The sequence below is a fragment of the Laceyella sacchari genome (assembly GCF_024927925.1).
GTDB classification, from domain to species: domain Bacteria; phylum Bacillota; class Bacilli; order Thermoactinomycetales; family Thermoactinomycetaceae; genus Laceyella; species Laceyella sacchari.
On the sequence record NZ_CP103866.1, the window covers coordinates 1285237 to 1310955 of the forward strand.

Here is a 25719-nt window from a genome sequence, read left to right on the forward strand (position 1 = left end):
TGTCGAGAAAAGGTGTGAAATTATGGATATTTGGCGGTTTCTTCCTTATGAAGCGCATGCGCCAGCGATGAACATGGCGATTGATGAAGCGATCTTACATTTGCATCGCGAAGGGAAAGTCCCCCCAACCATTCGCTTTTACGGTTGGACGCAACCCACCTTGTCGATTGGGTATTTTCAAAAAGCGCGCAAAGAAATCGATTTTGACACATTGCAAAACAAAGGATTTGGGTTTGTCAGACGGATGACCGGGGGACGGGCGGTGTTGCATGATCAAGAGTTGACATACAGCGTCATCGTGGAAGAAGCCCATCCCATGATGCCAAAGACGGTTAGCGAGTCGTACCGCGTTATCAGCCAAGGCTTGTTGGCCGGATTCAAGAGGTTGGGATTAGACGCCAGCCTCGCTCCGCCAAAAGGGCGGACAGGGGAAATGTCTTCAGCCTGCTTCGATTCCCCCTCAGACTACGAATTGGTCGTCAGTGGGCGGAAGATCGCCGGCAGTGCGCAAACAAGGCAGAAGGGCATCATTTTGCAACATGGGTCCATTTTATTGGATATGGATGTGGAAGCCTTGTTTGAAGTATTGCTTTTTCCGTCGGACCGGGTGAGAGAGAAACTGAAACAGGCTTTCACAGATAAAGCGGTGGCGATCCGCCAGTTGGCCGATCGGGAAATCGGACTTGAAGAAGTTAAACAGGCGTTTTTTGAGGGATTTGGGGAAGGCATGGGGATTCAGCTCCAGACCGGGGAACTGACCAACCAGGAAAAGGAGCTTGCCCAGCGACTCATGACAACGCGTTATGCCAATGATGACTGGAATTTCATGAGATAACTTGCCTTCAGGCGCGAATGCGATTGCACGGTTTGTGTCTATCTTGACATAATGTACATTTATATGTCATAAACCATTGCTGTTGTCTTTTAGTTCTATACTGTTGAATAATTTTCTTCTTGATTTTTCGGTTGCTTATGATAGCATAAAGGTGCTAGTAGCTATATGCTATTATTTTCTAATTCATTCTAACTTTCATCAAATCTATTATCATAAAGGTTAGGGGAAACTAGATTGAAACAGGATACAAATGTGAAGCGACGATATTATGAAAGATTCCAAGTGGAAGATGTGATCAATTTCTTTTCTGGTCAACTTCTGCAGGCGAAATCTTCGGATGGTGCCCAAGTTTTCCTACAAAGCATCAAAATCACCCGCCGTCCTCTTCCAAACGGCTATCAAGAAGCTTTTCGTCGGTTGCAACATCCGTATTTGGCGCCGATCCTTGACCTGATCGAAGAGGAAAACGAACTGTTATTGGTTCACCCGCCGTTTGCTGGAGACCCCTTGCCTTTAACCGTAAATAAAGAGCGGGCAATGGATCCCGAAGTGGCTGTGCGCATTGTGGGGAAATGTTTTAAAACGTTGCGGGATTTGGAGCGGTTACCTTTGCCCCTGAGCGCAACGTTGGATCCGAAGAATATTTTGTTGAACGGACATAAGCCGCTCATTTTGTTCTATTATATGAAGGATCCCAAAACACCACGTTTTGATGAGAAATGGCGCGAGCTCCTTTACTATCTACTTACTGGTCAAGCTCCAATGGGTGGATTGAAACAATGTGAAGCCGAGCTGGAGCGCAGAAAAATCCCAAGTAGGGTAGCGAAGCTGGCGCTGATGAGTTTAGATCGCAAGCATCCGTATGCGGATGTGTTGCACGCGGTAGAGAGCTATATCGATGCCAAAGCCGGGAATCAAGGGAGCGGTCTCAGCCGTAAGAACGCGGCGTCGAAAAAGACGAAACGAAAAGGTGTCGTTACCACCGTTACCATTGCGGCCGCTGCGTTGGTGTTGGTGACTCTGGCCGTTTCACAATGGAAGCCGGAAGAAAGTTATACGGGATTATTTGAAAATCCGGATAATGCGGTAGGACAGCAAGGTGGAGAACAGATTAACACGGGGGACTCGCTGGTGCAGTCCATCCATTTCTCCAATGACAAAACCCATTTTTCATTGCCGTACACCTTAACGGGCAATTCCAACTTGCGCGGGGAGTTTCAACTGGCCAAGTTGAACGGGTTTTTCGGATACTTGGAGTCTTCGGATGGGAATGCACAATACGGAATTCACATCAACAAGCAAGGCTCGATTGAGCTTTACCATACCATGGGCTCCAAAATGACGAAAGTCGGTGTTTCTGGAGATGGATATAAAGTAAAGCCAGGCAAAAAGTACACCTTTGAGATTTTGTACTATCCCAACGAGCCGCTTCGTTTGGCATTCTCAGAAGAAGGGCAGCCGGAAAAATGGATTGCGACGGGGATCACACCCGTTTCAGGAGAGTTGAAAATGAGGTTCACAGGGAAAGAAGGAGCAGTCTTGTACTATCCTGTTCCCAACCCAGTGACCGACAAGCAGATGGTCGAGCGGGTCTGGATGAATCAGCAACCTTGGCACCTCGATTTTGGGCAAGCAGTCCTGACGCTGGACGACGAACAACGCTCGCGGTTGAAAGTGTTCCCAGCTACTCAGGTGCGCTTGGGCGGCAATGATGCCACCAAATTCTCTTTTGCCCCCATTACAGCTGATGATTTGTTCCAAATCGATATACAAACGATCAACAACGCCCGGTACCGGTTGGTGCTGGAGGGGAAAGAGAAAAAGGCAAGCTTGTTCAAGTTGGATGAAAAAATCGAGAAAGTTGCTGAGAAACCGCTGGACGGAGAGGGCGACAACCTTTACACTGTCATGATTAAACCGTCATTCACCAAGCTGACGATTGACTTGGTGCGCGGATCCAATAAGACAACCTTGGAGTACACCGACAAAGCACCGATTTTGATCAGGGATGTCACTTTGCAGAATCGCAATGGGTTTGAGTTGGTGGAAGAGAAAGAGAAACTTAACGATACGCAATGAAAGACCGTGACAAAAAGTGCACGGTCTTTTTCTATTGCGTCACGTTTGCGGTGGAAGTCACATCGTAAACGGAGGAATCGAGCGACCGTCAATGTCGGTGAACCCGTATTCTTTGGCTAGATCGCCAACCCTCAGCACTTGGCCGCTTCTCTCAATGACGACTGAATCGGCACATAGCGCCGCGACTGCCCGGCCGATATAATAGGGCGATTCTGTGTTTTTCAGTGCGTCGACTTCTTGCCAATGTTCTTCGTCCGTTTGGAATGCTTTTAGCACAAGTTCGGTTCTCATCCATCCGGGTGATACGGCCAACACAGCGATGCCGTCCGCCTTTAATTCGATGGACAGCCCATATGCCATGCGAATCAACGCGTTTTTGGCCAAGTCATAATATAAATGGCCGATGTATTTGTCTTGATCCCAAAAGGTGGTGTGGATGATGATTCCTCCCATGCCTTCGCGCAATAAGGGAATTGCAAAATGGTTGGTAGCCAGTTGCGCTCGCACGCCTGCGGTAAACATATGGTCCCAATGTTGAAGGGATTGTTCCCAAAAGGGTTCAGAGGTGATGGGGAGTTGATTTCCACCCCACACATTGTTGACGAGGATATCCAGACGTCCTTGTTCCCGGCGAATTCGCTTAATCACCGCTTCTGTGTCAGCATCGCGCGTATGATCACATTGGACAGGAATGCCCTTTCCGCCCGCGGCTGTCATGAGAGATATCGTTTCATTGAGGGTTCCGGGCTGATCGGGGTCGTTTTGATCGAGGTTACGGCCCGTGACGTACACGGTCGCCCCCGCTTTCGCCAGTTCTACTGCGATGCCGCGGCCCGCCCCACGACTGCCACCTGTGACAAGTGCCACTTTTTCTGTTAATGGTGCCAACATATTCAACTCCTTCCCTTAACATGTTCAGTATAAAATGGATATATGACACCCTTTGTCTTATATCGTGCGATCTTTTTTAAACGCTATCCATACAAAAAAAGCTACCGATTCACGGTAGCCTGTAAGATGACAGATAGGTTGATTTTTTGATGGTGGAGGCACGCTTTGTATGGATTCGGTTCAAAGGCATCAAGAGGATGATTCTGCAAGAGTGGTGCGTTTGATTTCATTGACAAATGCTTCTTGAAGTTGTTTGGTCACAGGACCGGGTACACCTTGGCCTACTGGACGGCCATCGATTTCCACGATGGGACAGATCTCCATGGTGGTGCTACTCAGGAAGACTTCATCCGCCGATTCCAGCGCTTCTTTGGAAAAAGTGGTTTCACTGATCGGTATTTCGCATTCGTCAGCCAATTTGAAAACCACTTGGCGGGTGATTCCATTCAGGATCAAGTGGTTGGCTGGGTGTGTGTGAAGTGTGCCATCTTTGATGATGAAGATATTGGTGGAGCTTCCTTCGGTTACGATCCCGTCGCGAACGAGAATTGCTTCTTTGGCTCCATGGTCGATTGCCGTCTGTTTGGCCAGCACCGCACCGAGCAAGTTGAGGCTCTTAATGTCGCAGCGTAGCCAGCGGATATCTTCCGTCGTGACGGCCTTAATACCGTGGTTCAATTCAGCCAATGGGCGTTTGGCGTGTTGTGTATAGGCGATCACTAGCGGGCGGGCCTGTTCCGGAAAACCGTGATATCGCGGTGCCGTGCCGCGGCTTACTTGAATGTAGACATTGCCTTCTTCCAAGTGATTTTGTTGGATCAGGTCAAGCAACAGCTGTTTCAGGCGCGTGATAGGATAAGGTAACGACAGCCGAATTTCCGTGGCGCTACGTTCCAATCGGGCCAGATGTTCATCCATATAAAAGGGGCGTCCATGGTAGACCCGAATCATTTCATACACGCCGTCACCAAATTGGTAAGCCCGGTCTTCAATGTCAATGTTCGCTTCTTCACGGGAAACCAAACGTTCGTCATACAGAATCATTTTGCTTCATCCCCTCTTTATGTATCTTTCTTTTAGTTTGCCGGATGGTTCTGAAAAGTACAAGGCTTGATCTTGACTGAAAACTAACTTCGCTCACCTTGCCAAGCGGTGTTTTTTCTGAAACAATGGTGGTAACTTCTGTTTGCCGATACATAAGCGTCAATATCGATGAGGGATGTGGTAATGTGGCAATATACGCATTAAGTGACTTGCATTTATCATTTAACAAACGGGTTACCCTCTATGATGTCAACCCTGATCAAGATATAGAAAAGCCGATGGATGTGTTTGGCTGGACGCGGCATTATGAGCGGATTCGCGACGGGTGGCTCCGCTTGGTCGGTCCGGAAGACACTGTGCTGATTCCCGGGGACATCAGTTGGGCCATGAAATTGGATGTGGCGCGGTACGACTTTGACTGGATCAATCAGTTGCCGGGCTATAAAGTGATGTCGCCGGGCAACCATTGTTATTACGCTCACAGCAAAAAGAAAGTACGAGAGATGTTGCCGGAAGGAATGCAGTGGGTAGATGCGGACTATACGCTGGTTGAGGGGCGAGTGGTGGCTGCCACCAGGGGGTGGATGTTGCCAGGGGAGCGTTTTTTTAATGAGGAAGAAGATCGCAAGATCTATGAACGCCAAGTCGGCCGGCTACGACTTGCTTTGGAAGCAGCCGCGAAGGAGCAACCTGGACGAGAGAAGATCGTTATGCTCCATTTTCCGCCGTTGACGGCTTCCGCGAAGGAGTCTGGGTTTATGGAAGTGATGAAAGAGTTTGGGGTGACTTTGTGCGTTTATGGGCATATGCATGGCAAGGCCCGAGAAGAAGCGATTCAAGGGCGGGTGGATGGAATCGACTTGCGTTTGGTCGCTTGTGATGCCATTGATTTTTGTCCGGTCAAGTTGTTTGATTGAGAAGGTGCGGTCCGTGAGCTAAAGAGATGGTCGTACGAGGAGAGTCGTTCGGACGTATCGGCGCTTCACTGTCCAATGGTAGGCGGCGGGCGGGTCGCGATCAAGTGTGAGGGACCCGCAGACCTTCCATGCTCGGCACTATCGGTGACTGAACTCCGCCGGCAACCATCAGTCCGAAGTTTGCCCGAAAGTCCGCCTCGCCGATGGGATCCGGCTTAACGGTAAAACGGTTGGGAATAGTGGTCAGCGCCGTTGGAGTTTCCCTTCAGTTGCTCGCGAAGTTGCTCCCGAAGTTGGCGGTTTTCTTCGCGGATTTGTTGCACGTCATAAAGCAACTGTTGGAGCAACTGCTCGATCTGGTTGTACCGTTCATGCTCATTCAACACGGATTGTGTTTGAATCGTCTTTTCAAACTCTATGTAATCTTTAATGATTTGATCTAGAAAATGATTCACTTCATCCACATCGTAACCGCGCATTTTCCGTTTGAACTCCTTGTTATGAATATCACGTGCCGTCAAACCAGGCATATCTATCCCTCCTCCACAATGTCTTTAAATTCAGTATACTCACTCAATTGAGAATGGTAAATACCTAAGAGACATGTCATAGGCATCTTTTCATGAATCTGGGACATTGGATCGGATGCGCAAGAATCGGCTGTAGAAGATCAGAGGGAAGACAAGATGGAAAACGGTGCTTTGTTTTCCTTCATGCGCGCTAGCATTGGCAGGGGATATTCGGTATACTGTATCGTGCGACAGAAACGAAAACAAGAAAGAGGTGGCAGGTGGGATGAAAATCCTGGCAGTCCCTGGAAGTTTGAGTGAACAGTCAACGACGCATATGGCAGTAGCGATTGTCGCCGAAGCGGCTCGTAAGATGGGTGCCGAGGTAGAAGTGTTTGACCTGCGGAAGGATCCGTTGCCGATTTATGATGGGCGAGTGGATGAAGCGTCTTATCCGGAAACCGTTCGGTTGTTCAAACAAAAAATGGCGGAAGCCGATGGATTCATTTTCGCGTCACCTGAATATCATGGCAGCATATCCGGTGTGTTGAAAAATGCATTGGATTTTATCGGAGCGCGTGAATTAGAAGGAAAATGGGTGGCATTGCTCGGCACGGCCGGAGGTGCGATGGGCGCTACAAATACGCTCAATACACTCAACACGATCTGCCGCTCACTACACGCGTGGCCATTGCCTTCCATGCCTTCTGTACCACAAAGTTACATGGCATTTAATTCGGACGGCACATTAAAAGACGAGAAACTGCAACAACGGCTGGAAGACTTGGGTACCAGTCTGGTGAAGATGATCCAACTGTACGGATCAGAGCTACGTGTCAATACAAAAGGATAGGAGATTAGCATGCTCTATCCGCAAAAATATGATAAACTACTTTTGAATTTCAGTTGCTACATAGATAGGGGGACTTTCGATGCCAACACCGAGCATGGAGGATTATTTGGAAAACATTTATAAATTGATTGAACAAAAGGGTTATGCCAGGGTGTCGGACATCGCAGAAGCATTGGAAGTGCACCCCTCATCTGTAACAAAAATGGTGCAAAAGCTGGATCAGAACAAATATCTGGTCTACGAAAAATATCGGGGTTTGGTTTTAACTTCTAAAGGGAAAAAGATAGGGAAACGCTTGATGGATCGGCACCAGTTGCTGGAGGAGTTTTTGCGTTTGATCGGAGTTAGCGAAGACCAGATATACCATGATGTAGAGGGGATCGAGCACCATTTGAGTTGGGATTCGATTACTTGCATCGAAAACCTGGTACAGTATTTAACGGCTAACAAAGAAATCGTGGATCACTTGCAATCCTTAAAAGAAGCAGATGAACAAGAAACGGATGAAATGAAATAACCCATGGACTCGTCTCCTTGGGTTTTTTTGCTCTTTATCACATACATTTTTTAACAGGGAGAATTTGAAAAGGAGGGGCGCTGATGTGGGCAGACGCCGTTTTTGAAGGCGGTGGGGTGAAAGGGATTGGTTTGGTGGGCGCTTTATCCGTCGCTGAGAGCAAGGGATACAAGTGGAAAAAAGTAGCCGGAACATCGGCGGGGTCGATCATCGCGGCCTTGCTGGCTGCTGGCTATACAGGCAAGGAATTATATGAAATTTTGATGGAGCAGGAATTTTTGCAGTTTTTGGCTCCGTCTTGGTATGATTATATTCCCGTGGTTGGTCCGGCCTTGCGGTTATGGTTGAAAAAAGGGTTGTATCCGACGACAGAGTTGGAGAAGTGGGTTTCCAATCTGCTCAAGGCCAAAGGGATTCAGACGTTTAAAGATTTGCCTGAGGGTGTGGAGCTTCACGTTATCGCATCGGACATTTCACGAAGCCAATTGTTGGTGTTGCCGCAGGATTTGAAACAGTACGGTTATGATCCTGAATCGTTCCCAGTGGCCAAAGCGGTGTGTATGAGCTGTAGCATCCCTTTCTTCTTTGAACCGGTCAAATTGATGCATTATCCTACCCGCAAAACCTCTTATGTGGTGGATGGGGGAGTGTTAAGCAATTTTCCGGTCTGGTTATTTGACAAGGATAATCCGCGATGGCCTACTTTCGGCTTTTCGCTCTGCGCAGAAGGAGAGGAGCAAATCCATCAGATTGACGGCCCGCTCAGCATGTTCCGATCGTTGCTCTATACGATGTTGGATGCGCGGGACAACCGGTATGTACAACAGCATGAAGAGATCCGCACCATTCAAGTGCCGATCAGCGGCGTGAAAATGACTGATTTTTCTTTATCCAAGGAAAAGAAAGAGGAATTGTTCATGTCGGGCGTGAAAGCTGCTGAGTTTTTCTTCAACAAATGGAGCTTCGATCAATATCTCAGCGCACGGGGTAAAAGCAAACAAATCACATACAAGATCAACCCATCCGACCAAGCTGGAGGATAAAGTCCGAAAGTTGGCTTAACATGGATATCAATGCATTTGGTTCTCCCGTTTTATGTCGATTGTCATTGCACCCGAGAATATGAAACAGCCCCCGCTTTACACCAGAGAGGAAGGCGGGGGCTGTTTCATTATAGCGATTTTTTATTGTTGTTGCCTTCAATCACACGAAATGGGTATTTTTTGCGCTTGCGTGGGTGGGTCTTGGCTTGTTTGCTTGCTAGGGGTGAGCGCATTGAGCCTAAGCGCAACAGCCAGCGCGGTGGGAATTTGTACAGGTAGATGACGATGCCGATGACTAGCGCCGGCAAGAGCAACCGACTGGGCTGTTGGATGAATTCGATCACGGCGCCGAACAAGACAAAAGCCAGTACGAGATAATGCCAATATGGCTTAGAGCCGGGGTTGGTCACGCATAACACCCTCTTTCTTATGGGCTAACTGGAGTGAACCAATTGGGAAGCTTGTTGAACATGTTGTCGAGCTTCTTGGGCGTCGAGTTCCCGCATGCGGACAAACGCGTGGATGGCTACTTCCACCTGAGTGTCATCGGGCTCTTTGGTTGTGAGTTTTTGCAACCATAAGCCGGGATATCCCAAATAGGTGAGTACGGGAACATCCCGCACGGCATTGGTCAGGCGCAACAATTCATAGGAGATGCCCAACACGGCCGGAAGCAACAACAGTCTTGTCACGATGCGATCCCACACTCCGTCGTAACTGAAGAAAGAGTACACAATCACGCCGACAATGATGCTGAGAATGATAAAGCTACTGCCACAGCGGTAATGAAGGGTAGAATATTTTTGCACATTGGTTACTGTTAATTCTTCCCCATGTTCAAAGGCGGTAATCACTTTGTGCTCCGCTCCGTGATATTGAAAGAGCCGTTTGATCATCGGGGTTTGCGAGATCAACCACAAATAGGAGAGCAACAATAAGGTTTTGATTACTCCTTCGAGCAAACTTTGGATGACCAAGTTTTGCACGAAGCGGTCAAACAAGACACTAGCCAAAAAGGCGGGAACTGCGGTGAACAATACTTTGCCAAACAGGAAGGACAGGATACCTACCAGGGTGACGCCCAAGATCATCATCCATTTGGATTGGTTTGAATTGGGCGCTTGTTCGGGATCATCTGGATCGGCATGATCCAGCTCGTATTGTTCGGTCGCGAATTGCAGGTGTTTCGCACCAGAGGCGCTGGCAGCGATGATCGCGACAATGCCCCTTAAGAAGGGAATCTTCATCAGGAAGTCAAGTGTTGGCGAGGTTTTCTTTTTGCATTCGAATAATTCGATGTTGCCGTCTTTGCGGCGAACGGCGGTTACTTGGGCGTGTTGCCCGCCAAACATCACGCCTTCGATGACGGCTTGCCCGCCGTAAGCAATGGGTTTATCTGACACGTAGGCGCACCACCTTGTTGTAATTGGCATCAAATAATGTGTATTTTATTCTAACACAATGGTTGGGGAAGTGTGAGAGGGGAGTGTGATGGAGGTGCGGATCATGCGTATGTATCGTATTATTTGAACACTGCTTCGATGGATTCCTGCTTGACAGGGTGGAAAGCGATTACCGTACGACCCGTGGACAAAACGGCAAGTTCATGGGAAAATAGATAGTTGTCTGGGCAATCATATTTAGGATAACCATCCGAGTGTACATTGGCGAAAAGCGTTGCGGGAGGTGGGCATGATGGTAAACGTCCTCGTATTGCACGGCCCGAATCTCAATCGCTTGGGCAAACGCGAGCAGGCGGTTTATGGGCGCACCACATTGGAAGATATTAATGCAGGGTTGATTAAAAAAGGGGAGGAGTGGGGCCTCCGCGTTGCTTGTTTCCAAAGCAACATGGAGGGGGAATTGATCGATCAGCTCCATCTCGCGGAAGGGAATTTTGATTACATAGTTTTTAACCCAGGTGCTTATACCCATTACAGTTATGCTTTGCGTGATGCAATTGCTGCGATTGATGTGCCGGTGATCGAAGTGCATATGACCAACATCCATGCCCGGGAATCCTTTCGGCACACTTCTGTGACGGCGCCGGTCACATGCGGGCAGATTGTGGGGTTCGGCGCGTTGAGTTATGAGCTCGCCTTGGCCGCCATCAAGGAGCTGGCGAACCGGAACATGGAAAACAAGGGGTGAAGATGTTGGAAAAACGCCTATCGAAACTGAGACAAAAACTGCAAGAGCGCGGCATTGAAGCGCTATTGGTCAGCCATCCTGTGAATCGCCGGTATTTGACCGGATTTACCGGGTCGGCCGGAGTGGTGCTGATCACGGCCACTGAACAGCTGTTGTTGACCGATTTCCGCTATGTGATCCAAGCGCAGGAACAAGCGCCGCAAATGACCTTGGTGCAACACCAAGGCATTTACCACACGGTGGGTGAGCAGTGTCGCAAGTTGGGCATCAAGGCTTTGTCTTTTGAGCAAGACCATCTGACGTTTGCCGAGTTTTTGCAGTTGAAAGAAGCTGTTGGCGACATCAAGTTGCAACCGACCAGCGGCATCGTGAAAGAATTGCGTATGGTGAAAGACGCGGATGAGTTGGCAGTGATGAGAGAAGCCGCCCGGATTGCGGATCAAGCCTTCAGCAAAATTTTGTCCGACATCAAGCCCGGTGTGCGCGAGAACGAGATTTCCTTTAAATTGGAGTTCTATATGCGAGAGTTGGGGGCAACATCTTCGTCTTTTGACATGATTGTTGCATCCGGCAAACGTTCTGCCTTGCCGCACGGAGTGGCCAGTGATAAAGTGTTAGAACTCGGCGATCTGGTGACACTAGATTTTGGGGCCTTTTATCAAGGCTATGCGTCCGACATTACCCGCACGGTCATGCTGGGGCGGCCGAGCGAGAAACAAAAAGAGATTTATGATATTGTATTGGAAGCTTGTAATCGCACGATTGCGGCGCTTCGCCCGGGGATGACTGGGAAAGAGGCGGATGCGGTCGCTCGTGATTACATCAGAGCGCATGGGTACGGCGAATTTTTCGGCCATAGCACAGGTCATGGACTCGGCATGGAAGTGCATGAGCTTCCGATGCTCTCCAGCCGTGGAGATATGGTTCTTCAGCCGAATATGGTCGTCACTGTGGAGCCGGGGATTTATCTGCCAGAGGTGGGCGGTGTCCGCATCGAAGACGATGTGGTCATCACGGAAACCGGCTGTGAAGCGCTGAACCAATCAAGTAAAGAATGGATTGTCATTGAATAAGGAAATGGAGGAAAGTAAAACATGATTAGCGTAAACGATTTTCGTACGGGTTTGACCGTTGAACTGGAAGGAGACGTTTGGCAAGTTATTGAATTCCAGCACGTAAAACCGGGTAAAGGGGCGGCGTTTGTTCGTTCCAAACTGCGCAACCTGCGCAACGGCAACATTCAAGAGCGGACCTTCCGTGCCGGGGAGAAAGTGCAAAAAGCATTGGTGGAAACCCGCCAAATGCAATACTTATACGAAAGCGGCGGCGAATACACATTCATGGACAATGAAACGTACGACCAAATCACCCTTCCAGGGGAGCGTTTGGAATATGAATTAAACTTCTTGCAAGAGAACATGAATGTGCAAATCGTTTCCTTTAAAAACGAAACGATTGGGATTCAGTTGCCAAACACGGTTGAATTGGAAGTGGTGGAAACAGAACCGGGCATCAAAGGGGATACTGCCACAGGCGGCAGCAAACCAGCAAAACTGTCCACCGGTTTCACCGTGCAAGTGCCTCTCTTCATCAATGTCGGTGACCGCCTCATTATTGACACGCGTAGCGGACAATACGTTTCCCGGGCTTAAGCCGTATGTTTTGCCTAAAACCTCTGAAGCCAGTGGCTCAGAGGTTTTACTTTCATAATAGGAGGGAATGCCATGAAAATCGTCTCAATTGAACCGACGCCGAGCCCCAACGTGATGAAATGCAATGTCGATGAAACGCTGCCCGCCGGAACGAGTTACAATGTTACCAAAGATCAAATGGCTGACGCTCCCCATTACTTACAGCGCTTGCTGGAGATCGACGGGGTGAAAAGCGTGTTTCAAGTGCTCGATTTTATCTCCATTGAACGACATCCCAAAGCGGACTGGCCCGATGTGCTGGCCCAAGTGAGGGAAGTGTTGGGCGATGCGGTAATGACTGCGGCACCTCAAAAGGAAGAGTCAGCAACGGATCAAGAGTCATTTGGCGAGGTTCAAGTGTTTATCCAAAAGTTGAAAGGCATCCCGATGCAAGTCAAATGCGTGAGAAATGGGGAAGAAATGCGATTTGGGCTGCCGGAACGGTTTAAAGCCGCCGTGATGCGGGCTCAGACTGCGACCAGCAACTTGGTATTTGAACGGGAGTGGGTGGAGCAACGTCCACGATACGGTGAAATGAGTGAAGTGGGAGAACAAGTCGTTGAAGAGTTGGCGGCCGCTTACGACGAAGTGCGCTTGTCGCAGATGGTGGAACGGGTGTTAAACCCAGAACAAGAACGGAAAGAACAGGCGTTGACTGCGGATGAAGTGATGCGAGCGTTTAATGACGAGAATTGGGAGAAACGGTATGCGGCGTTGGAGCAGTATGAGCCAAATGTGGATGAGCTTTATGTCTTGGATCGGGCACTCGATGATGCGAAAGCATCCATTCGCCGCTTGGCTGTGGTTTACCTTGGTTTTGTCGGAGGCAAAGCCGTGTTGCCTTATGTTATGCGGGCGTTGCGTGATGCTTCGCCAATTGTACGTCGGACAGCGGGTGACACCTTGTCAGACATTGGCGATCCAGAGGCTATTCCTGCCATGTGTGTTGCGCTGAAGGACACCAATAAATTGGTGCGTTGGCGTGCGGCGCGTTTCCTGTATGAAGTGGGAGATGAATCAGCGTTGCCGGCTCTGCGCGATGCGGTGGATGATCCCGAATTTGAGGTGCGCTTGCAGGCGCGATTGGCGCTGGAGCGGATTGAACGTGGAGAAGAAGCAAGCGGCACGGTGTGGCAACAGATGATGAAACGGATGGAAGAAGAAAAAAGAAATAAGAGGTAACAACCTATTAACGCCGGTGCAATTGGTATTGGCATGCACCAAGGGCCCTTCCTGCACGGAAGGGCCCTTGTCCGGTCAACGGTGGTTCAATGCGTTAACTGCATTGATCAAACCGAAACCCGATTGTTTATCATAACCTTTTTTATAAATATCTTCGGCAGATTGTTTGATGATCGACTTGACTTGGGTTGGGGAAATCTGTTTTTTTCCGTGTTTGGAGATCACCAAGCCTGCGACCGCCGCTACTTTGGGCGCAGCCATGGACGTGCCCGCGTACCAAGCATAACCGTGTGTCACATTGTCGTTTTCGTCCACAATCGGCACGGTGCTGAAGCAGAGATAAGTCTGGTCATTGTTGTTTGGACCACGGTCTCCTCCAGGTGCCATCACATCGATTTTTCCGACCCCATAGTTGGAGTAATAGGTTAATTGCTTATCCTTGTTACCGGCGGATACACGAATGAGCAGATTGCTGGCCGGGTCGCGGTGGGTGGCGCCACGATTTTCTTCATCAAAAAAGCGGGTCAGGCGGCCCGGACTGGTGATGTCAGCTCCTGCGTTACCGGCGGAACCGACAACGGTGACCCCTTTCTTATGCGCGTAGGCAATCGCCTTTTTAAACAGATTCATTTCTGCGCGGATGTCGCTGGCATGGCTTGCAGGATCTTGCAAGAAGAGATAATCACCCAAACTCATATTAACCACATCATAATCTTTGTCAGCCGCATATTTCAGGGCTTCAGCGATGGTTGCCGTCGAAGCGCTGCCATCGCGGGGGAAGACTTTGAGTGCCGCGATGCCTAGATACGGCCCCACACCCAGGGCTTTTCCATTCGCCGCGATTGCACCAGCCACATGGCTACCATGGCCTTCATAATCTTGCGCGCTTTCTCCGGGGACGAAAGATTTGGCGTCGACGATGTTATCTTTCAAGTCAGGGTGTTCCAAATCAATGCCTGTGTCAATCACTGCTACGACCACATCTTTTTTACCTTTTCCTCCGGGAAGATTCCAGCTTGCCCCGTTTTGGGTTACTTGTTTAATGTCCCATTGATATTGGTCATAGTAACCATGGTCTCCGTCCGTCACGGCGATCTCTTTTGCTACAGCCTTTTCCATTGTGATGCTCAGTTGCCTTCCGGCATTCTCCACTTCTTGGTTGGCTTGAATCTTGCTCAAAAATTGGGGATGAGATGAAGACGCTTTCACATAGGCAAGCGCAGCATCCTTTTTAAGCACAATACCTCCTGCTTCTTGAATGATTTGTTCGGCGTTGGCAGGAAGGCTATTACCTTTGAAGTTGATGGTGTATGTTTGGCTGTGACCGTTTGCATGTGCAGGAGTGATGTTTCCGGTGATGGCAAATGCAGTGCTGGTAATGAGAGAAAGTCCGAGTGTAAACCACTTCTTCATTTGAATGCCTCCTTCAGCAAAATCATTAATATATATAACAATAGGTATATTCTGCAAACTAAACAGGAATTCCTATATAGATTTTTAATTAAATTATTTTCTGAAGTTGTTTTTATCTAGTGGGTTCAATTGGAATAGCCTATGACCAATGTTCTGAAGTTTACTCTCCATGTGCGGAGGTATTTGCCGTTTGCGAACTGAAAGGGAACAGGCGGCGGTAGCGACGGTGCACTGCTTGAAAATGGGCTTGCAACTTACCGTGAAAATAAAAGGCTATTTTTCCGAGCAAGAAGGAAAAAACAATGGCGACCAGTGGGCTGAGCAAGCGGGGAACTTCATATGTACCGATGTTAAACGGCACTGCAGCCCCAAACAGGCGTAACAATCCTGCAATCAATACAAGGGCTGCTGCCAAGGCAAACGCGGCGCTGGTTCCGCCTAAGAAGACGGTGATGACAGGACTGGTTATTCCGGCTGTCGAGAAGAAAACCATTTTCTTTAACCAAACAGAAGGTCGGGTAGGTGATTGACTGAGATAATATTCTCCGATATATCCTTTGGCCAGCTCAGCGGGAGAGCCTAAAGAGGTGAGTAATGTGTCTAGCGGCTTGCCGTGTTTAACTCCCTCGCGGAGATGACTTTCAATTTCATGGACAATTTCCTGTTGTTCAGAAGGCGGTAACGGTTTCAGATGGGTTTTTAGCCGCTGGATATAATCTTGTAGTTCTTCATTCTTCTTCATGTTGATCCCTCCATCGAAAAAATAGGTCGGGCTGATTCGTGCGCCCATGCACTGCGAGAGTGTCGCTTCTTTATTTATCCAGTCATGAGAAAAACCCTGCTTTTTAGAAGCAGGGTCATCGGAAAATGAATTTTAATATTTGTAGGAAGAAAGCCGTGATGCCAGCTGCCATGAGTGGTCCCACCGGTATTCCCCGCATGAACAAGATGCCGAAAATGGAACCTATGACTAATCCGACAATCAATTGTGGATCTACTTTTAATAGGTCTAACCCTTTGCCATTCATGTAAGTGGCGAGTGCCCCTCCCAACAAGGCCAAAATGCCTGGCGTGGAGGTGAAAACCATCAGTATATCTTTGGTGTTGATCCGTCCGGAGGCAAAGGGAATCAACACCGAAAGGGTTAAAAACAGCAGGCCAAACTCTAACCCTCGCCGCTCTAAAGCGGGGAAATAGCGATCTAGATGAATCAGTTTTAATATGAGTAAAAAGCTTGCGGCGGTGGCGATCAGAGGAGATCGACCCACGATGCCAATGATGATTAGGACGACGAGTAAAATATCGGGATTCATATGGATAGCCCCTGTCCGAGGTTGTTTAGTTACACTTTATGATGGACAAGGTGGTTTTAGTCATCTTTTTCTCCAACACAGAACAGGAAGCTCATTATGATTTTAAATATTCCAACAATTTAGCTCGAGAGGAATTGAGATAACGTATCAGCCCGCAAACCTCGGCGTAAAGACTCCAACGACATCACATCATTGGGCTGGATGTTACCCAAGTTGATCGAATTACCAAGCAATTGTATGAGCTGTACCTGTTGTTTGACCTGGGGCGCTTCCCAAATCACATATTGTGTTGGGATTCGCTCCGCCAGCTTTTCCAGGTAGACGCAATCCGCATTTCCCGCTTGGTCATACACACCGATGTTTTGCCCGGACTCTCTGCTTTCCATGATTACGTAGGCAGCTCCTGCTTTGCGGTCCAACGCAAACATAGAAGCAAATTCGTCAACGGTGGGATGGTAGCCGTGCATTTTTTTCCCGATTTCGGTGATCACTTGTAAGCCCATCTGACAAGCTTGTTGAACCAAGCGGTAACGGGTATCAGCCGGGATTGTGACCGTGCCGTCCGAAATTTCGACCCAATCCAATCCCAAATCACGTACCATTTGATAATACTCAGACACTTTCCGTCGGCTATATGCGATTTCAAAAAAGGTTCCGCCAAAATAAAGATGAATGCCGTGTTGTTTACTCAAAGCGATTTTCTGTTGAAGGATTTGAGGGGGGGTAATGGTGGCTGTCCCGAAAGCGAGTTTGATGAAATCGATATATTCGCCTGTGAGCTGCAAGAGGTCTTGATAGGCGGATAAGCCCAACCCTTTGTCTATCACCATGGTGCAACCCGTTGACCGGGGTTTGGCGTTATCCGCACGCGTTCCACTCAAATCGGCAAGAACTTGCAATAGGCTTTTCACTTCCATCACGCTCTTCTCCCCCTTACGCCGTGTTCATCTTCACTCTATTTCATAATTGGCAGGAGAAGCAAGAGCTTCTTTAAGCTGGAGAGAGCGGTTTTTTGCGTATGAGTAAGCGTGAACGACCATCCTTCCCTTTGATCCGTTTGGGTGGGTGGATGATTACATTACATAGCCAGCCGATAAAGAATAAGACGACGCCCAACCCGATGAATAGCAAAAAGGGACGGTTAGCCAGAGCGCCAAATGCGGGTGGTCCCATGGCGACTCCAAAAAAACGCACGCTTCCATACAGCGACGTGACGATGCCGCGCTCCTGCATACCGACCGCTGAAGTAATCATCGTGTTTAAGCAAGGAAGAACCAATCCATTTCCAATTCCGATGAATGAAGCAGCGGTGATAAGCAGGGGGGCGTTTTTGGCCCAAGGGATGACGGCGACGGCTACCGCAGAAAGGCACAGGCCGATGGTGATCAGCCTTTTCATTTGCCGGGTATTCTCCTTTACATGCGAACCGGTAAAATAAGCCGTTCCACATAATGTTAGCAGGGGGATGGCCAGAATGACCCCCTTTTTGATGCCATCGATGCGATACGCTTTTTCCAAGAAATCGGATAGGTGAAACAATACTCCGAACATGGTAAACATCGTCAAAGCCCCGGCGATAAACGCCACACTCATCCAATTGCCTTGCCGCTTAAAAATCTTTTTAATGTGCTCACGGTATTGAGACAGTGGTTGCGGTTTCTCTTTTTTGGTAGGTTCTTTGACTAGTTTCCATAAAGCGAGTGAAGTTGGAATGCATAAGAGTGGAAAAGCGAAAAACATGGCGTACCAAGTGATCAATGCGATGAGCGAGCCCAGGATGGGACTTAGCACTTTCCCGAACGCATTGGAAGCTTCAATGATTCCCAGCGCTTTACTTCGGTTGTCTTTGGTGAATAAATCACTCACCAACACCATGGCGATGGGAGCGGTACCGGCCGCCCCTATGCCTTGCACAATGCGCGAAGCGAGCAGGAACCCGTAAGACCCCCCTCGATAAACCGCGGAGAATCCAGCCAGCAGCCCGCCGACTCCATACAGGATCAAACTGAAGATGATCACTTTCTTTCGGCCGATTCGGTCGGACAATACTCCGGCGATTGGAATAGCCAAAGCGGCGGGAATGGAAAAGAGCGTGATGAGCAAGCTCACTTGAAAGGCGTTGACATCCAACACTTTTCCTGCTGTGGGCAAAACCGGAATCAGCATGGAGTTTCCCAAAACCATGATCAACGGGATGGAACTTAATGTGATAAGGACAGCCCAGCTTGGCTTTGCCGTGGTTTGCATGTTGTTTTCTTGTGGCATCCCAAATTCACCTCATTTCAATCTGCTTCATCAGTTTGCCCTGAAAGGCCGGATGCTATTTGCCATTTATTGAATGGATTGGATCGGTCAGGCGGGTGGCACACTAGGAGCAAATCGAAGCCGCAAAGAGGTGAGTGAAAGATGTTCGAAAGCATTAAACGCGATTTGTCCTTCATCCAAGGCTTGTTGGAAGGAGATGTGAACCATCAGCACCATGTGGAGTACCGTGGGTTATCACGGTTGGTTGATGTGGTGGACTTGCTGGTTGAATCCGTCGAGCAATTGGAGCGCCGGTTGTCGGAGCTGGAGGAATACGTGGAGACCATCGACGAAGACCTCAATGAACTGGAATTGCTTTGTTACGATGACGATGAGGAAGATGATGAGTGGGATCATGAGATTGAGGTGACTTGCCCAGAATGCGGTGAAGATGTCACTATCGACGAGGACGATTTGGAAGATGAAAATGTGGAACTGTTGTGCCCCAAGTGCCACACAGTCTTGGATCTAGAGGAGATCGACGAAGAAGATGTCGAAACCGTGATCAGTGAAGATTAAAAAGCGTCACGGATGCCATAGGCGCGGACAATGGACACGGAATGGCCTGCGCCTGTAGCAGTTCAAAAAAGACATAGGCAAAGATTGCATGGAAAGCGCGTGGCGTTTGTCATGAAAAAGCTCTCCCTTTCATCCATCGTTGAGAAGTCGTTCCATTCGGCAAAGGGTGTTGCACATATGTGATGAGGAAGATCCATCAATTTTTTTAAAACATACACTCGAAGTGTCCCTAAAAGAGGTGGGGCGCTTTTTTTTGTGGCTTAAAAACAGCGCGCCATTTTTGCGGCAACGGTTGGCATAAAAGATACAAGCTCACATATGAATGGGAATAAAGAGGAACCATGGGACAGGAGGTGTTCCATGCCATATCAAGCGATTTACAAAATTCTCCCCCCAGGGCTGCGCGAGGTGATTCATTCCCTGCCGCAGAGAGTGTCTGCCACCATCGAAGAAATTCGCGTTCGTCAAGGGCGACCCTTGGAAGTGATCACGCCGACCCATGCTTGGTTTGTGGACAAGGCAGGGGCATTGAGCAAAAGTCCGGATTGTGCTTGGATTCCCACCCGCGGTGATTGTGTCAAATTGCTTAACCTGATAAGCAATCATTCACTGTATGCATTGGAGGAAGAGCTTAAACGCGGCTTTGTCACGATCGAAGGTGGCCATCGCATCGGGTTGGCGGGAAGAGTGGTAGTGGAACAAGGCGGGGTTAAGCATCTTCGGGACATTACCAGCTTTAATATCCGCATTGCCCGACAAGTGAAAGGCGTTGGAGAGAGATGGATTTCTACCGTGTTGCACGAGGGGCGAATTGAAAATCTATTGATCGTGTCCCCACCCCAATGCGGCAAGACCACGTTGGTGCGTGATTTGGCACGTTTGGCCGGCACAGGTGGACAAGGATATCCGGCATATAAAGTGGGGATTGTGGACGAACGGTCGGAAATCGCGGGATGTTTGCATGGGGTACCACAACATGATGTCGGATTACGGACAGATGTGCTTGACGGGTGTCCCAAAGCAGAAGGGATGATGATGATGATCCGCTCCATGTCTCCTGATATTTTAGTCGTTGATGAATTGGGGCGGGCAGAAGACACGGAGGCGATTCATGAAGCGGTCTATGCGGGGGTTTCCGTCTTCGCCACCGTTCACGGGCGCTCGATTGAGGAATTGATGCACCGGCCCACGTTTGTCCCGCTACTGGGAGAAGGCGTGTTTTCGCGCATCATGATACTTAGTCGCGCTCAGGGACCAGGGACGGTAGAGCGGGTGCTAGATGCGTCGGGACGGCTTCTTCACCCAAATCGGAGAGAGGTGGTTGCCGGGTGATGATGAAATTGATCGGCGGATTGTTGGTGATTTTGGCTACGAGCTGGTTGGGCTTCACTTTTGCCGGACGCGTACGCGACCGCCCCAAACAGCTGAGACAACTCCGTTCATACTTAGCTATCCTGAAAACAGAGATTGAATATGGGACAAGGCCGCTCGCTGAAGCTTGCGCTAGCATCGCTTCTCAGGAGGAAACGGCGGTGTCCCGGCTGTTTCAGGCCAGTGCCGATCAGCTGCTCAAGGGGGACGGCTCTTCCACCTATGAATGTTTTAAGCGAGCCATTGAGCAAGAGTGGCAGCGAACCGCGTTACAACAAGCGGAACAAACGGTGTTGCTACAACTTTGTCAGGTGCTGGGATCATCAGACCGCCAAGACCAAGCGCATCATTTGACGATGGCCTGCAATCAATTGGAGTTGGAAGAAAACCGCGCCCGTGAAGAACAAGACCGGTATGAAAAAATGTATAAAACCATGGGGGTTTTGACGGGAGTCTTGTTGGTAATCCTCATGATTTGACCTAATTTTCAGAATGGAGGGTGCGTATGCCGTATCATCTGGATTCGGTGTTTCAGATCGCGGGCATCGGGATTATTGTCGCGATGATCCACACCGTGCTGAAACAGATGGGAAAAGAGGATTTTGCCCACTGGGTGACGCTGTTTGGCTTTGTTGTTGTCCTCTTCATGGTGGCTATGCTGGTGCAAGATTTGTTTCAAACCATAAAGAATGTGTTTCTGTTTCGTACATGATGGGAGGCGATCCGCTTGGAAATCATCCAGGTGGTGGGGCTGGGTCTCATTGCCACGTTTCTCATCCTGATCATCAAAGAACAGAAGCCGATTTTCGCTTTTCTGTTAGCGGCATTTGTGGGTGTCATCATCTTCATCTCCATTGCAGGGAAAATTGCCGAGGTGCTGGGGGTGTTGCAAAGTTTGGCTCACCAAGCGCGAGTAAACGACCTGTTTTTGGAAACGATTCTCAAAATTATCGGCATCGCCTACATCGCGGAATTCGGCGCGCAAGTGACCAGGGATGCCGGGCAAGAAGCGATCGCTTCCAAAATCGAACTGGCTGGGAAAGTGTTAATCATGGTGATGGCAATCCCGATTATCACGGTGATTATTGAGACGGTCATCCGAATTTTGCCTGCGTAAGGATGAAGATAGATGAAACGAATCGCTTGGATCTTTTCATTTCTGTGCCTTTTTCTTCTGCTGATACGCCCTTCGGTTTTTGCCGCCGAAGAAGAAAGTGGCTCTTCTGTTATTGATCAATTGGTACGAAAACAATTGAACCAAACGCAAGTGGAGCAAGTGGACACCTTTTGGAAACAGCTCAAAGGGGATTACGGTGAATATCTAGGAGGGGGACAGGGACAAAGTTTGTTTGATTTGTTACTGTCACCCAATAAAGAGTTGTCATTGGAACAGGTGCTGATGGGATTCGTCCGCTTTTTCTTTCATGAAATTTTGTACAATGGAAAGCTACTCGGCACGATTGTGGTGTTGACTGTATTGAGCATGTTGTTGAGGACATTGCAAACGGCTTTTGAGCAGAACCAGGTAAGCAAGGTGGCTTACGCCATCGTGTTCATGGTGCTGATCATCTTGGCGGCCAACAGCTTTCATGTGGCGGTTGATTCGGCTAAAACGGCAATTGGTCGCATGATCGATTTCATGCTAGCGTTGGTGCCGATGATGCTCACCCTCTTGGTGTCCATGGGCAACATCGGCTCGGTTGCTTTATTCCATCCGTTGATTGTGTTCATGATCCATACGATTGGCACATTCATCTACACCATTGTTTTTCCGTTGCTTTTTTTATCCGCCATTCTGAGCATAGTGAGTTGTCTGTCTGAGAAGTACAAGGTGAATCAATTGGCCAGTTTGTTGCGGAAAATCAGTGTGTCGGTACTGGGTGGGTTGTTGGCTATTTTCCTTGGTGTGATTTCTATCCAAGGGGCCACTGCTTCCATTGCGGACGGGGTCACGTTGCGCACAGCTAAATATATCACGGGGAATTTTATTCCGGTGATTGGTCGCACCATATCCGAAGCGGCGGATACGGTAATGGGCGCTTCTTTGCTGGTCAAAAACACGATTGGCCTGGCCGGCGTGCTGATCTTGCTGTTTATCTGTGCATTTCCCGCGTTGAAAATCTTGTCGCTCGCTTTCATTTATAATTTCACAGCGGCGGTGATGCAACCTTTGGGAAACAGTCCCATCATTGAGAGTCTGAGTACCATTGGCCGCACGCTCATATACATTTTCGCCGCTTTAGCAACCGTCGGCCTGATGTTTTTCTTGGCTATCACGATAATCGTCGCTTCGGGCAACGTCTCGGTGATGATGAGGTAGGTGACCCAAAGTGATCGAATGGATAAGCGAATGGCTCAAACAAATCATCATCTTGGTGCTGATTGCAACATTTATTGATTTGCTGTTGCCCAACAACGCCTTGGATCGCTATGTCAAGCTGGTGATGGGATTGCTGATCATCATGGCGATACTGACGCCGATTTTCCAATTGTTGTCGGAAAAATACGATTTGTCCGCGTTGGCGTTTACCCATGCGTCGCATGGAGAAAGATTGGCATCGTTGCAGCAAATTCGAGAGCAGGGAGAAAGGCTGAAAACCACGCAAGATCGCTTGATACAAGAGCAATCGTCAAAGCAAATGGAGCTGAGCATCAAGGAACAGGTGGAGCAAAAGTTTGGAGTGGAAGTGATGGAATCGAATGTGACGCTACAAACGGGACCGAAGGGGATGGCCGAAATCAAGCACATCCACGTGAGGGCTAGCGCGTCTGCCATTTCACCTCATCAGATGGGAGGCAAACCGGTTCAACCGGTGTACATTTCGGTCGGCGAAAGGGAGCCTGCTTCGCCCAAGGAGAACCAAGCGGGGAACAAGCTAGCCCAGGACATCGCCAATTACTTGTCGGATGCTTGGCATGTGCGGCAAGAACAAGTTCAGGTGACAGTGGATGCATTGTAGGTGCGGGGAGGTGTAGCGTGTTGTTCAAATGGCTGAAGCAGTTGGAACAGAAATTGGCGAGCAGCGACAAGCAAAAAAGCAAGCTGGGCTGGATGGTGATCTTGGGAGGGGCCGGCGTGGCCATCATGTTGGTTTCCTCATTTGTGGGAGTCAAAGAAAGCGCCGTCCAACCGGAGCCGGAGGGGGTGATGCCCGCGACTGCGAAACCGCAAGTGAACCATCCCATGTCGTCGATGCAACAGTATGAACGGGAAGTGGAACAGCAGTTGTCGGAAGTGCTGGGCAAAATCGTCGGCGTGGATGATGTTTCAGTGATTGTCAACCTTGATTCCACGGAGGAGGAAGTGGTGCAAATCGATGAACGGCAATCGGAGCAAGTGACGACGGAACGGGATAAAACGGGAGGGAACCGTTCAATCACCCAAAACACGAGGGACAGAAAGACTGCGTATTATCGCAATGATGACGGTGAAAGGCCAGTGGTTGTGAAGAAGTTGAAACCCAAAGTCCGGGGTGTGCTGGTTGTAGCGCGCGGAGTGGAAAATCTGCAAGTCAAGGCCATCGTGATCGAGGCTGTCCAGCGCACATTGGACATTCCCATGCACCGCATTTCTGTTTTGCCAAAAGGATAAGGGGGAATTGTGCATGTCAGTGAACAAACAAACGGTTTGGTTGGTGACGATGTTATCCATCATGGTGGTACTGTCAGCTTATTATATTGTGACGGGACCTGTGGAGCCGGTTCGGCAAGCGGCCAAACAAGTGGAGCCGGCGGGTGATGTGGACGTCAATATTAAACCAATCCATCAACCAGCGTCGGCAAACAGCTCCAAGGATAAACTGAACAAGAAAGACCAAGACGATTATTTTGTCGGATACCAATTGCAACGGAGCACGTTGCGCCAGAAGATGGTAGAAGAATACATGAAAGTGCTGACCAATCCAGATGCTTCCGAAAAAGAACTGCGGGAAGCCAATGCGAAAATTGAAGAACTGATGAAAGTGGACAATGCGGAAACGGTGCTGGAAGAACTGATTCGCAAAGAGGGGTACCGTGATGCCGTGGTGGTAAGCAACAGTCCGCATGTCGATGTCGTCGTACAGACTGAGCATCTAAGCAGAAAGCAAGTGGTTGGACTGATCAGTTTGGTGAAACAACATCTCAACGTTTCTCCGCTCAATGTATCGGTCGCCTATCGCAAATAAAGTGGAAAAGAGCCGGTTTCCTTCACGGAAACCGGCTCTTAGCAATAAGGCTACATTTTCATTTGGAGGGGAAATGGGATGACTTTTTTATTATACTCGTTGGTCAAATTGAGGGGAAGATAGTTGCAAGTGAAATGTTTTACAAATGTATTAACAACATGAGATATGGGGAAAGAGAGGGCTTTGGATTAGTATCTGGTCTTAATAGTTGATATTAGGAAAAGAAACAAGTAGGATGAATGTGTGGAGCTGTCAACTCACCCGCAAGGCTTTAAAAGGCAGAGGGTCGATGGGGCTCCGTTTATGCTCAAGGGGTGGTCAAACCACTAAAAAAACGGTATGCTATTAGCGTTATTATCATACTTGAGTATCCTTGCCAAGACAATACAAGGAGTGATAGGCAATGGCATTTAAAATGCATGAAATCCGTGAACTGATTCGGTTGATTGATGAGTCGAGCATTGAAGAATTTGAAATTGATAAAGAAGGTACAAAAGTTACCATCAAAAAATCAGGGGCTCCTGTTATGGCTGTTGCGCCACAAGCTCCGGCAAGTGTTGTTCCACAAGCTCCGGCTCCGGCGCCCGTTCAGGAAGTACCTGCGTCTCCAAAAGAGCCTCAAGTGGCAGCGCCCGCTAAAGCAGAGGAAGAGGTAGACGATGCCAATCTACATAAAATCGTTTCGCCCATGGTGGGAACCTTCTACCGCGCTCCGGCTCCGGATGCAGACCCTTATGTGAAAGAAGGCGATACGGTAAATGGGGATACGGTCGTCTGCATCGTGGAGGCGATGAAGTTGATGAATGAGATCGAAGCCGAAGTGCGTGGAACGATTGTGAAAGTTCTCGTCGAAAACGGTCAGTTGGTTGAGTTCGGCCAGCCTCTGTTCCTGGTGAAAACAACTTAGGCCAAGGGAGGAGG

29 protein-coding genes and 1 pseudogene are annotated in these 25719 nt (G+C 48.9%); 20 read left to right on the forward strand and 10 right to left on the reverse strand.

The window, feature by feature from the left end; translation table 11 throughout:
- The first annotated feature begins 22 nt into the window (after positions 1 to 22).
- Positions 23 to 835, forward strand: coding sequence for an octanoyltransferase LipM (gene lipM / locus NYR52_RS06385; RefSeq protein WP_132220088.1), 813 nt, complete (start codon positions 23 to 25; stop codon positions 833 to 835).
- A gap of 234 nt (positions 836 to 1069) precedes the next feature.
- Positions 1070 to 2914 (forward strand): hypothetical protein, encoded by a 1845-nt coding sequence (locus tag NYR52_RS06390; protein WP_132220089.1) that lies wholly within the window; start codon positions 1070 to 1072, stop codon positions 2912 to 2914.
- A gap of 57 nt (positions 2915 to 2971) precedes the next feature.
- Here NYR52_RS06390 and NYR52_RS06395 read toward each other — a convergent pair whose 3' ends face one another.
- Positions 2972 to 3805: an SDR family oxidoreductase gene (locus NYR52_RS06395; protein ID WP_259436530.1), complete on the reverse strand. Its 834-nt coding sequence runs from the start codon at positions 3803 to 3805 to the stop codon at positions 2972 to 2974.
- 189 nt (positions 3806 to 3994) lie between these two features.
- Entirely contained in the window at positions 3995 to 4849 is an 855-nt protein-coding gene (gene dat / locus NYR52_RS06400) for a D-amino-acid transaminase (protein WP_259436531.1), read from the reverse strand.
- 185 nt (positions 4850 to 5034) lie between these two features.
- Between dat and NYR52_RS06405 the strand changes: the two genes are divergently transcribed.
- A complete protein-coding gene (locus NYR52_RS06405; RefSeq protein WP_259436532.1) occupies positions 5035 to 5766 on the forward strand; it encodes a metallophosphoesterase in 732 nt (243 codons plus the stop codon).
- 419 nt (positions 5767 to 6185) lie between these two features.
- Here NYR52_RS06405 and NYR52_RS16825 read toward each other — a convergent pair.
- Positions 6186 to 6296: pseudogene (locus tag NYR52_RS16825) on the reverse strand (DivIVA domain-containing protein); the annotation flags it as partial.
- A gap of 265 nt (positions 6297 to 6561) precedes the next feature.
- Here NYR52_RS16825 and NYR52_RS06415 point away from each other — a divergent pair.
- The 3 genes from NYR52_RS06415 to NYR52_RS06425 all read left to right on the forward strand — a co-directional run bounded on the left by NYR52_RS06415 (position 6562) and on the right by NYR52_RS06425 (position 8688).
- Positions 6562 to 7128 (forward strand): NADPH-dependent FMN reductase, encoded by a 567-nt coding sequence (locus NYR52_RS06415; protein ID WP_132220094.1) that lies wholly within the window; start codon positions 6562 to 6564, stop codon positions 7126 to 7128.
- A 79-nt stretch (positions 7129 to 7207) separates the two neighbouring features.
- Positions 7208 to 7645, forward strand: coding sequence for a transcriptional regulator MntR (gene mntR / locus NYR52_RS06420; protein ID WP_022736142.1), 438 nt, complete (start codon positions 7208 to 7210; stop codon positions 7643 to 7645).
- An 83-nt stretch (positions 7646 to 7728) separates the two neighbouring features.
- The gene (locus NYR52_RS06425; protein ID WP_132220095.1) at positions 7729 to 8688 is read left to right on the forward strand and encodes a patatin-like phospholipase family protein; all 960 of its coding nucleotides are present in this window, start codon (positions 7729 to 7731) and stop codon (positions 8686 to 8688) included.
- A gap of 128 nt (positions 8689 to 8816) precedes the next feature.
- Here NYR52_RS06425 and NYR52_RS06430 read toward each other — a convergent pair whose 3' ends face one another.
- Positions 8817 to 9098 (reverse strand): hypothetical protein, encoded by a 282-nt coding sequence (locus NYR52_RS06430; protein ID WP_022736144.1) that lies wholly within the window; start codon positions 9096 to 9098, stop codon positions 8817 to 8819.
- Between the two features lie 24 nt (positions 9099 to 9122).
- Complete coding sequence (locus NYR52_RS06435; RefSeq protein ID WP_246026878.1) at positions 9123 to 10040, reverse strand: DUF1385 domain-containing protein; 918 nt, start codon at positions 10038 to 10040, stop codon at positions 9123 to 9125.
- Positions 10041 to 10383: 343 nt separating this feature from the next.
- On the opposite strand from NYR52_RS06435, the gene aroQ reads away from it, so the two are divergent.
- From aroQ to NYR52_RS06455, 4 genes are all read left to right on the forward strand, one after another.
- Positions 10384 to 10839 (forward strand): type II 3-dehydroquinate dehydratase, encoded by a 456-nt coding sequence (gene aroQ / locus NYR52_RS06440; protein ID WP_132220942.1) that lies wholly within the window; start codon positions 10384 to 10386, stop codon positions 10837 to 10839.
- 2 nt (positions 10840 to 10841) lie between these two features.
- Positions 10842 to 11912 carry a M24 family metallopeptidase gene (locus NYR52_RS06445; protein WP_259436533.1) on the forward strand — a complete coding sequence of 357 codons (1071 nt, stop codon included), beginning with the start codon at positions 10842 to 10844 and terminating at the stop codon, positions 11910 to 11912.
- A 21-nt stretch (positions 11913 to 11933) separates the two neighbouring features.
- A complete protein-coding gene (gene efp / locus NYR52_RS06450; protein WP_022736148.1) occupies positions 11934 to 12491 on the forward strand; it encodes an elongation factor P in 558 nt (185 codons plus the stop codon).
- A gap of 72 nt (positions 12492 to 12563) precedes the next feature.
- Entirely contained in the window at positions 12564 to 13712 is a 1149-nt protein-coding gene (locus NYR52_RS06455) for a conserved virulence factor C family protein (protein ID WP_259436534.1), read from the forward strand.
- Between the two features lie 75 nt (positions 13713 to 13787).
- Here the strand turns inward: NYR52_RS06455 and NYR52_RS06460 are convergent, their stop codons facing one another.
- The 5 genes from NYR52_RS06460 to NYR52_RS06480 form a co-directional block, all read right to left on the reverse strand.
- Positions 13788 to 15125, reverse strand: a complete 1338-nt coding sequence (locus NYR52_RS06460) for a S8 family serine peptidase (RefSeq protein WP_259436535.1) — start codon at positions 15123 to 15125, stop codon at positions 13788 to 13790.
- A gap of 160 nt (positions 15126 to 15285) precedes the next feature.
- Complete coding sequence (locus NYR52_RS06465) at positions 15286 to 15867, reverse strand: DUF1700 domain-containing protein (protein WP_259436536.1); 582 nt, start codon at positions 15865 to 15867, stop codon at positions 15286 to 15288.
- Between the two features lie 115 nt (positions 15868 to 15982).
- Positions 15983 to 16438, reverse strand: coding sequence for a DUF441 domain-containing protein (locus NYR52_RS06470; protein ID WP_132220100.1), 456 nt, complete (start codon positions 16436 to 16438; stop codon positions 15983 to 15985).
- 119 nt (positions 16439 to 16557) lie between these two features.
- Entirely contained in the window at positions 16558 to 17355 is a 798-nt protein-coding gene (gene comA, locus NYR52_RS06475; protein ID WP_246026879.1) for a phosphosulfolactate synthase, read from the reverse strand.
- Positions 17356 to 17428: 73 nt separating this feature from the next.
- Positions 17429 to 18703 carry an MFS transporter gene (locus NYR52_RS06480; RefSeq protein ID WP_259436537.1) on the reverse strand — a complete coding sequence of 425 codons (1275 nt, stop codon included), beginning with the start codon at positions 18701 to 18703 and terminating at the stop codon, positions 17429 to 17431.
- Between the two features lie 141 nt (positions 18704 to 18844).
- Here NYR52_RS06480 and NYR52_RS06485 point away from each other — a divergent pair, with 141 nt between their 5' ends.
- The 10 genes from NYR52_RS06485 (at position 18845) to accB (ending at position 25705) form a co-directional block, all read left to right on the forward strand.
- A complete protein-coding gene (locus NYR52_RS06485) occupies positions 18845 to 19261 on the forward strand; it encodes a CD1247 N-terminal domain-containing protein (RefSeq protein WP_132220102.1) in 417 nt (138 codons plus the stop codon).
- A 360-nt stretch (positions 19262 to 19621) separates the two neighbouring features.
- Positions 19622 to 20593, forward strand: a complete 972-nt coding sequence (gene spoIIIAA, locus NYR52_RS06490) for a stage III sporulation protein AA (RefSeq protein WP_259436538.1) — start codon at positions 19622 to 19624, stop codon at positions 20591 to 20593.
- Positions 20593 to 21111 (forward strand): stage III sporulation protein SpoIIIAB, encoded by a 519-nt coding sequence (gene spoIIIAB, locus NYR52_RS06495; RefSeq protein WP_246026880.1) that lies wholly within the window; start codon positions 20593 to 20595, stop codon positions 21109 to 21111. Before spoIIIAA ends, spoIIIAB begins: the two co-directional genes overlap by 1 nt.
- A 26-nt stretch (positions 21112 to 21137) precedes the next feature.
- Positions 21138 to 21344, forward strand: coding sequence for a stage III sporulation protein AC (gene spoIIIAC / locus NYR52_RS06500; RefSeq protein ID WP_022736159.1), 207 nt, complete (start codon positions 21138 to 21140; stop codon positions 21342 to 21344).
- 15 nt (positions 21345 to 21359) lie between these two features.
- Positions 21360 to 21749, forward strand: coding sequence for a stage III sporulation protein AD (gene spoIIIAD / locus NYR52_RS06505; RefSeq protein WP_132220105.1), 390 nt, complete (start codon positions 21360 to 21362; stop codon positions 21747 to 21749).
- A gap of 12 nt (positions 21750 to 21761) precedes the next feature.
- Positions 21762 to 22952, forward strand: a complete 1191-nt coding sequence (spoIIIAE, locus tag NYR52_RS06510; RefSeq protein WP_132220106.1) for a stage III sporulation protein AE — start codon at positions 21762 to 21764, stop codon at positions 22950 to 22952.
- Positions 22953 to 22962: 10 nt separating this feature from the next.
- Positions 22963 to 23592 carry a stage III sporulation protein AF gene (gene spoIIIAF, locus NYR52_RS06515; RefSeq protein WP_259436539.1) on the forward strand — a complete coding sequence of 210 codons (630 nt, stop codon included), beginning with the start codon at positions 22963 to 22965 and terminating at the stop codon, positions 23590 to 23592.
- A 17-nt stretch (positions 23593 to 23609) separates the two neighbouring features.
- The gene (spoIIIAG, locus tag NYR52_RS06520; protein WP_132220108.1) at positions 23610 to 24224 is read left to right on the forward strand and encodes a stage III sporulation protein AG; all 615 of its coding nucleotides are present in this window, start codon (positions 23610 to 23612) and stop codon (positions 24222 to 24224) included.
- A gap of 13 nt (positions 24225 to 24237) precedes the next feature.
- Positions 24238 to 24798: a SpoIIIAH-like family protein gene (locus NYR52_RS06525; protein ID WP_132220109.1), complete on the forward strand. Its 561-nt coding sequence runs from the start codon at positions 24238 to 24240 to the stop codon at positions 24796 to 24798.
- 403 nt (positions 24799 to 25201) lie between these two features.
- Positions 25202 to 25705 (forward strand): acetyl-CoA carboxylase biotin carboxyl carrier protein, encoded by a 504-nt coding sequence (gene accB, locus NYR52_RS06530; protein WP_132220110.1) that lies wholly within the window; start codon positions 25202 to 25204, stop codon positions 25703 to 25705.
- The last annotated feature ends 14 nt before the right edge of the window (positions 25706 to 25719 follow it).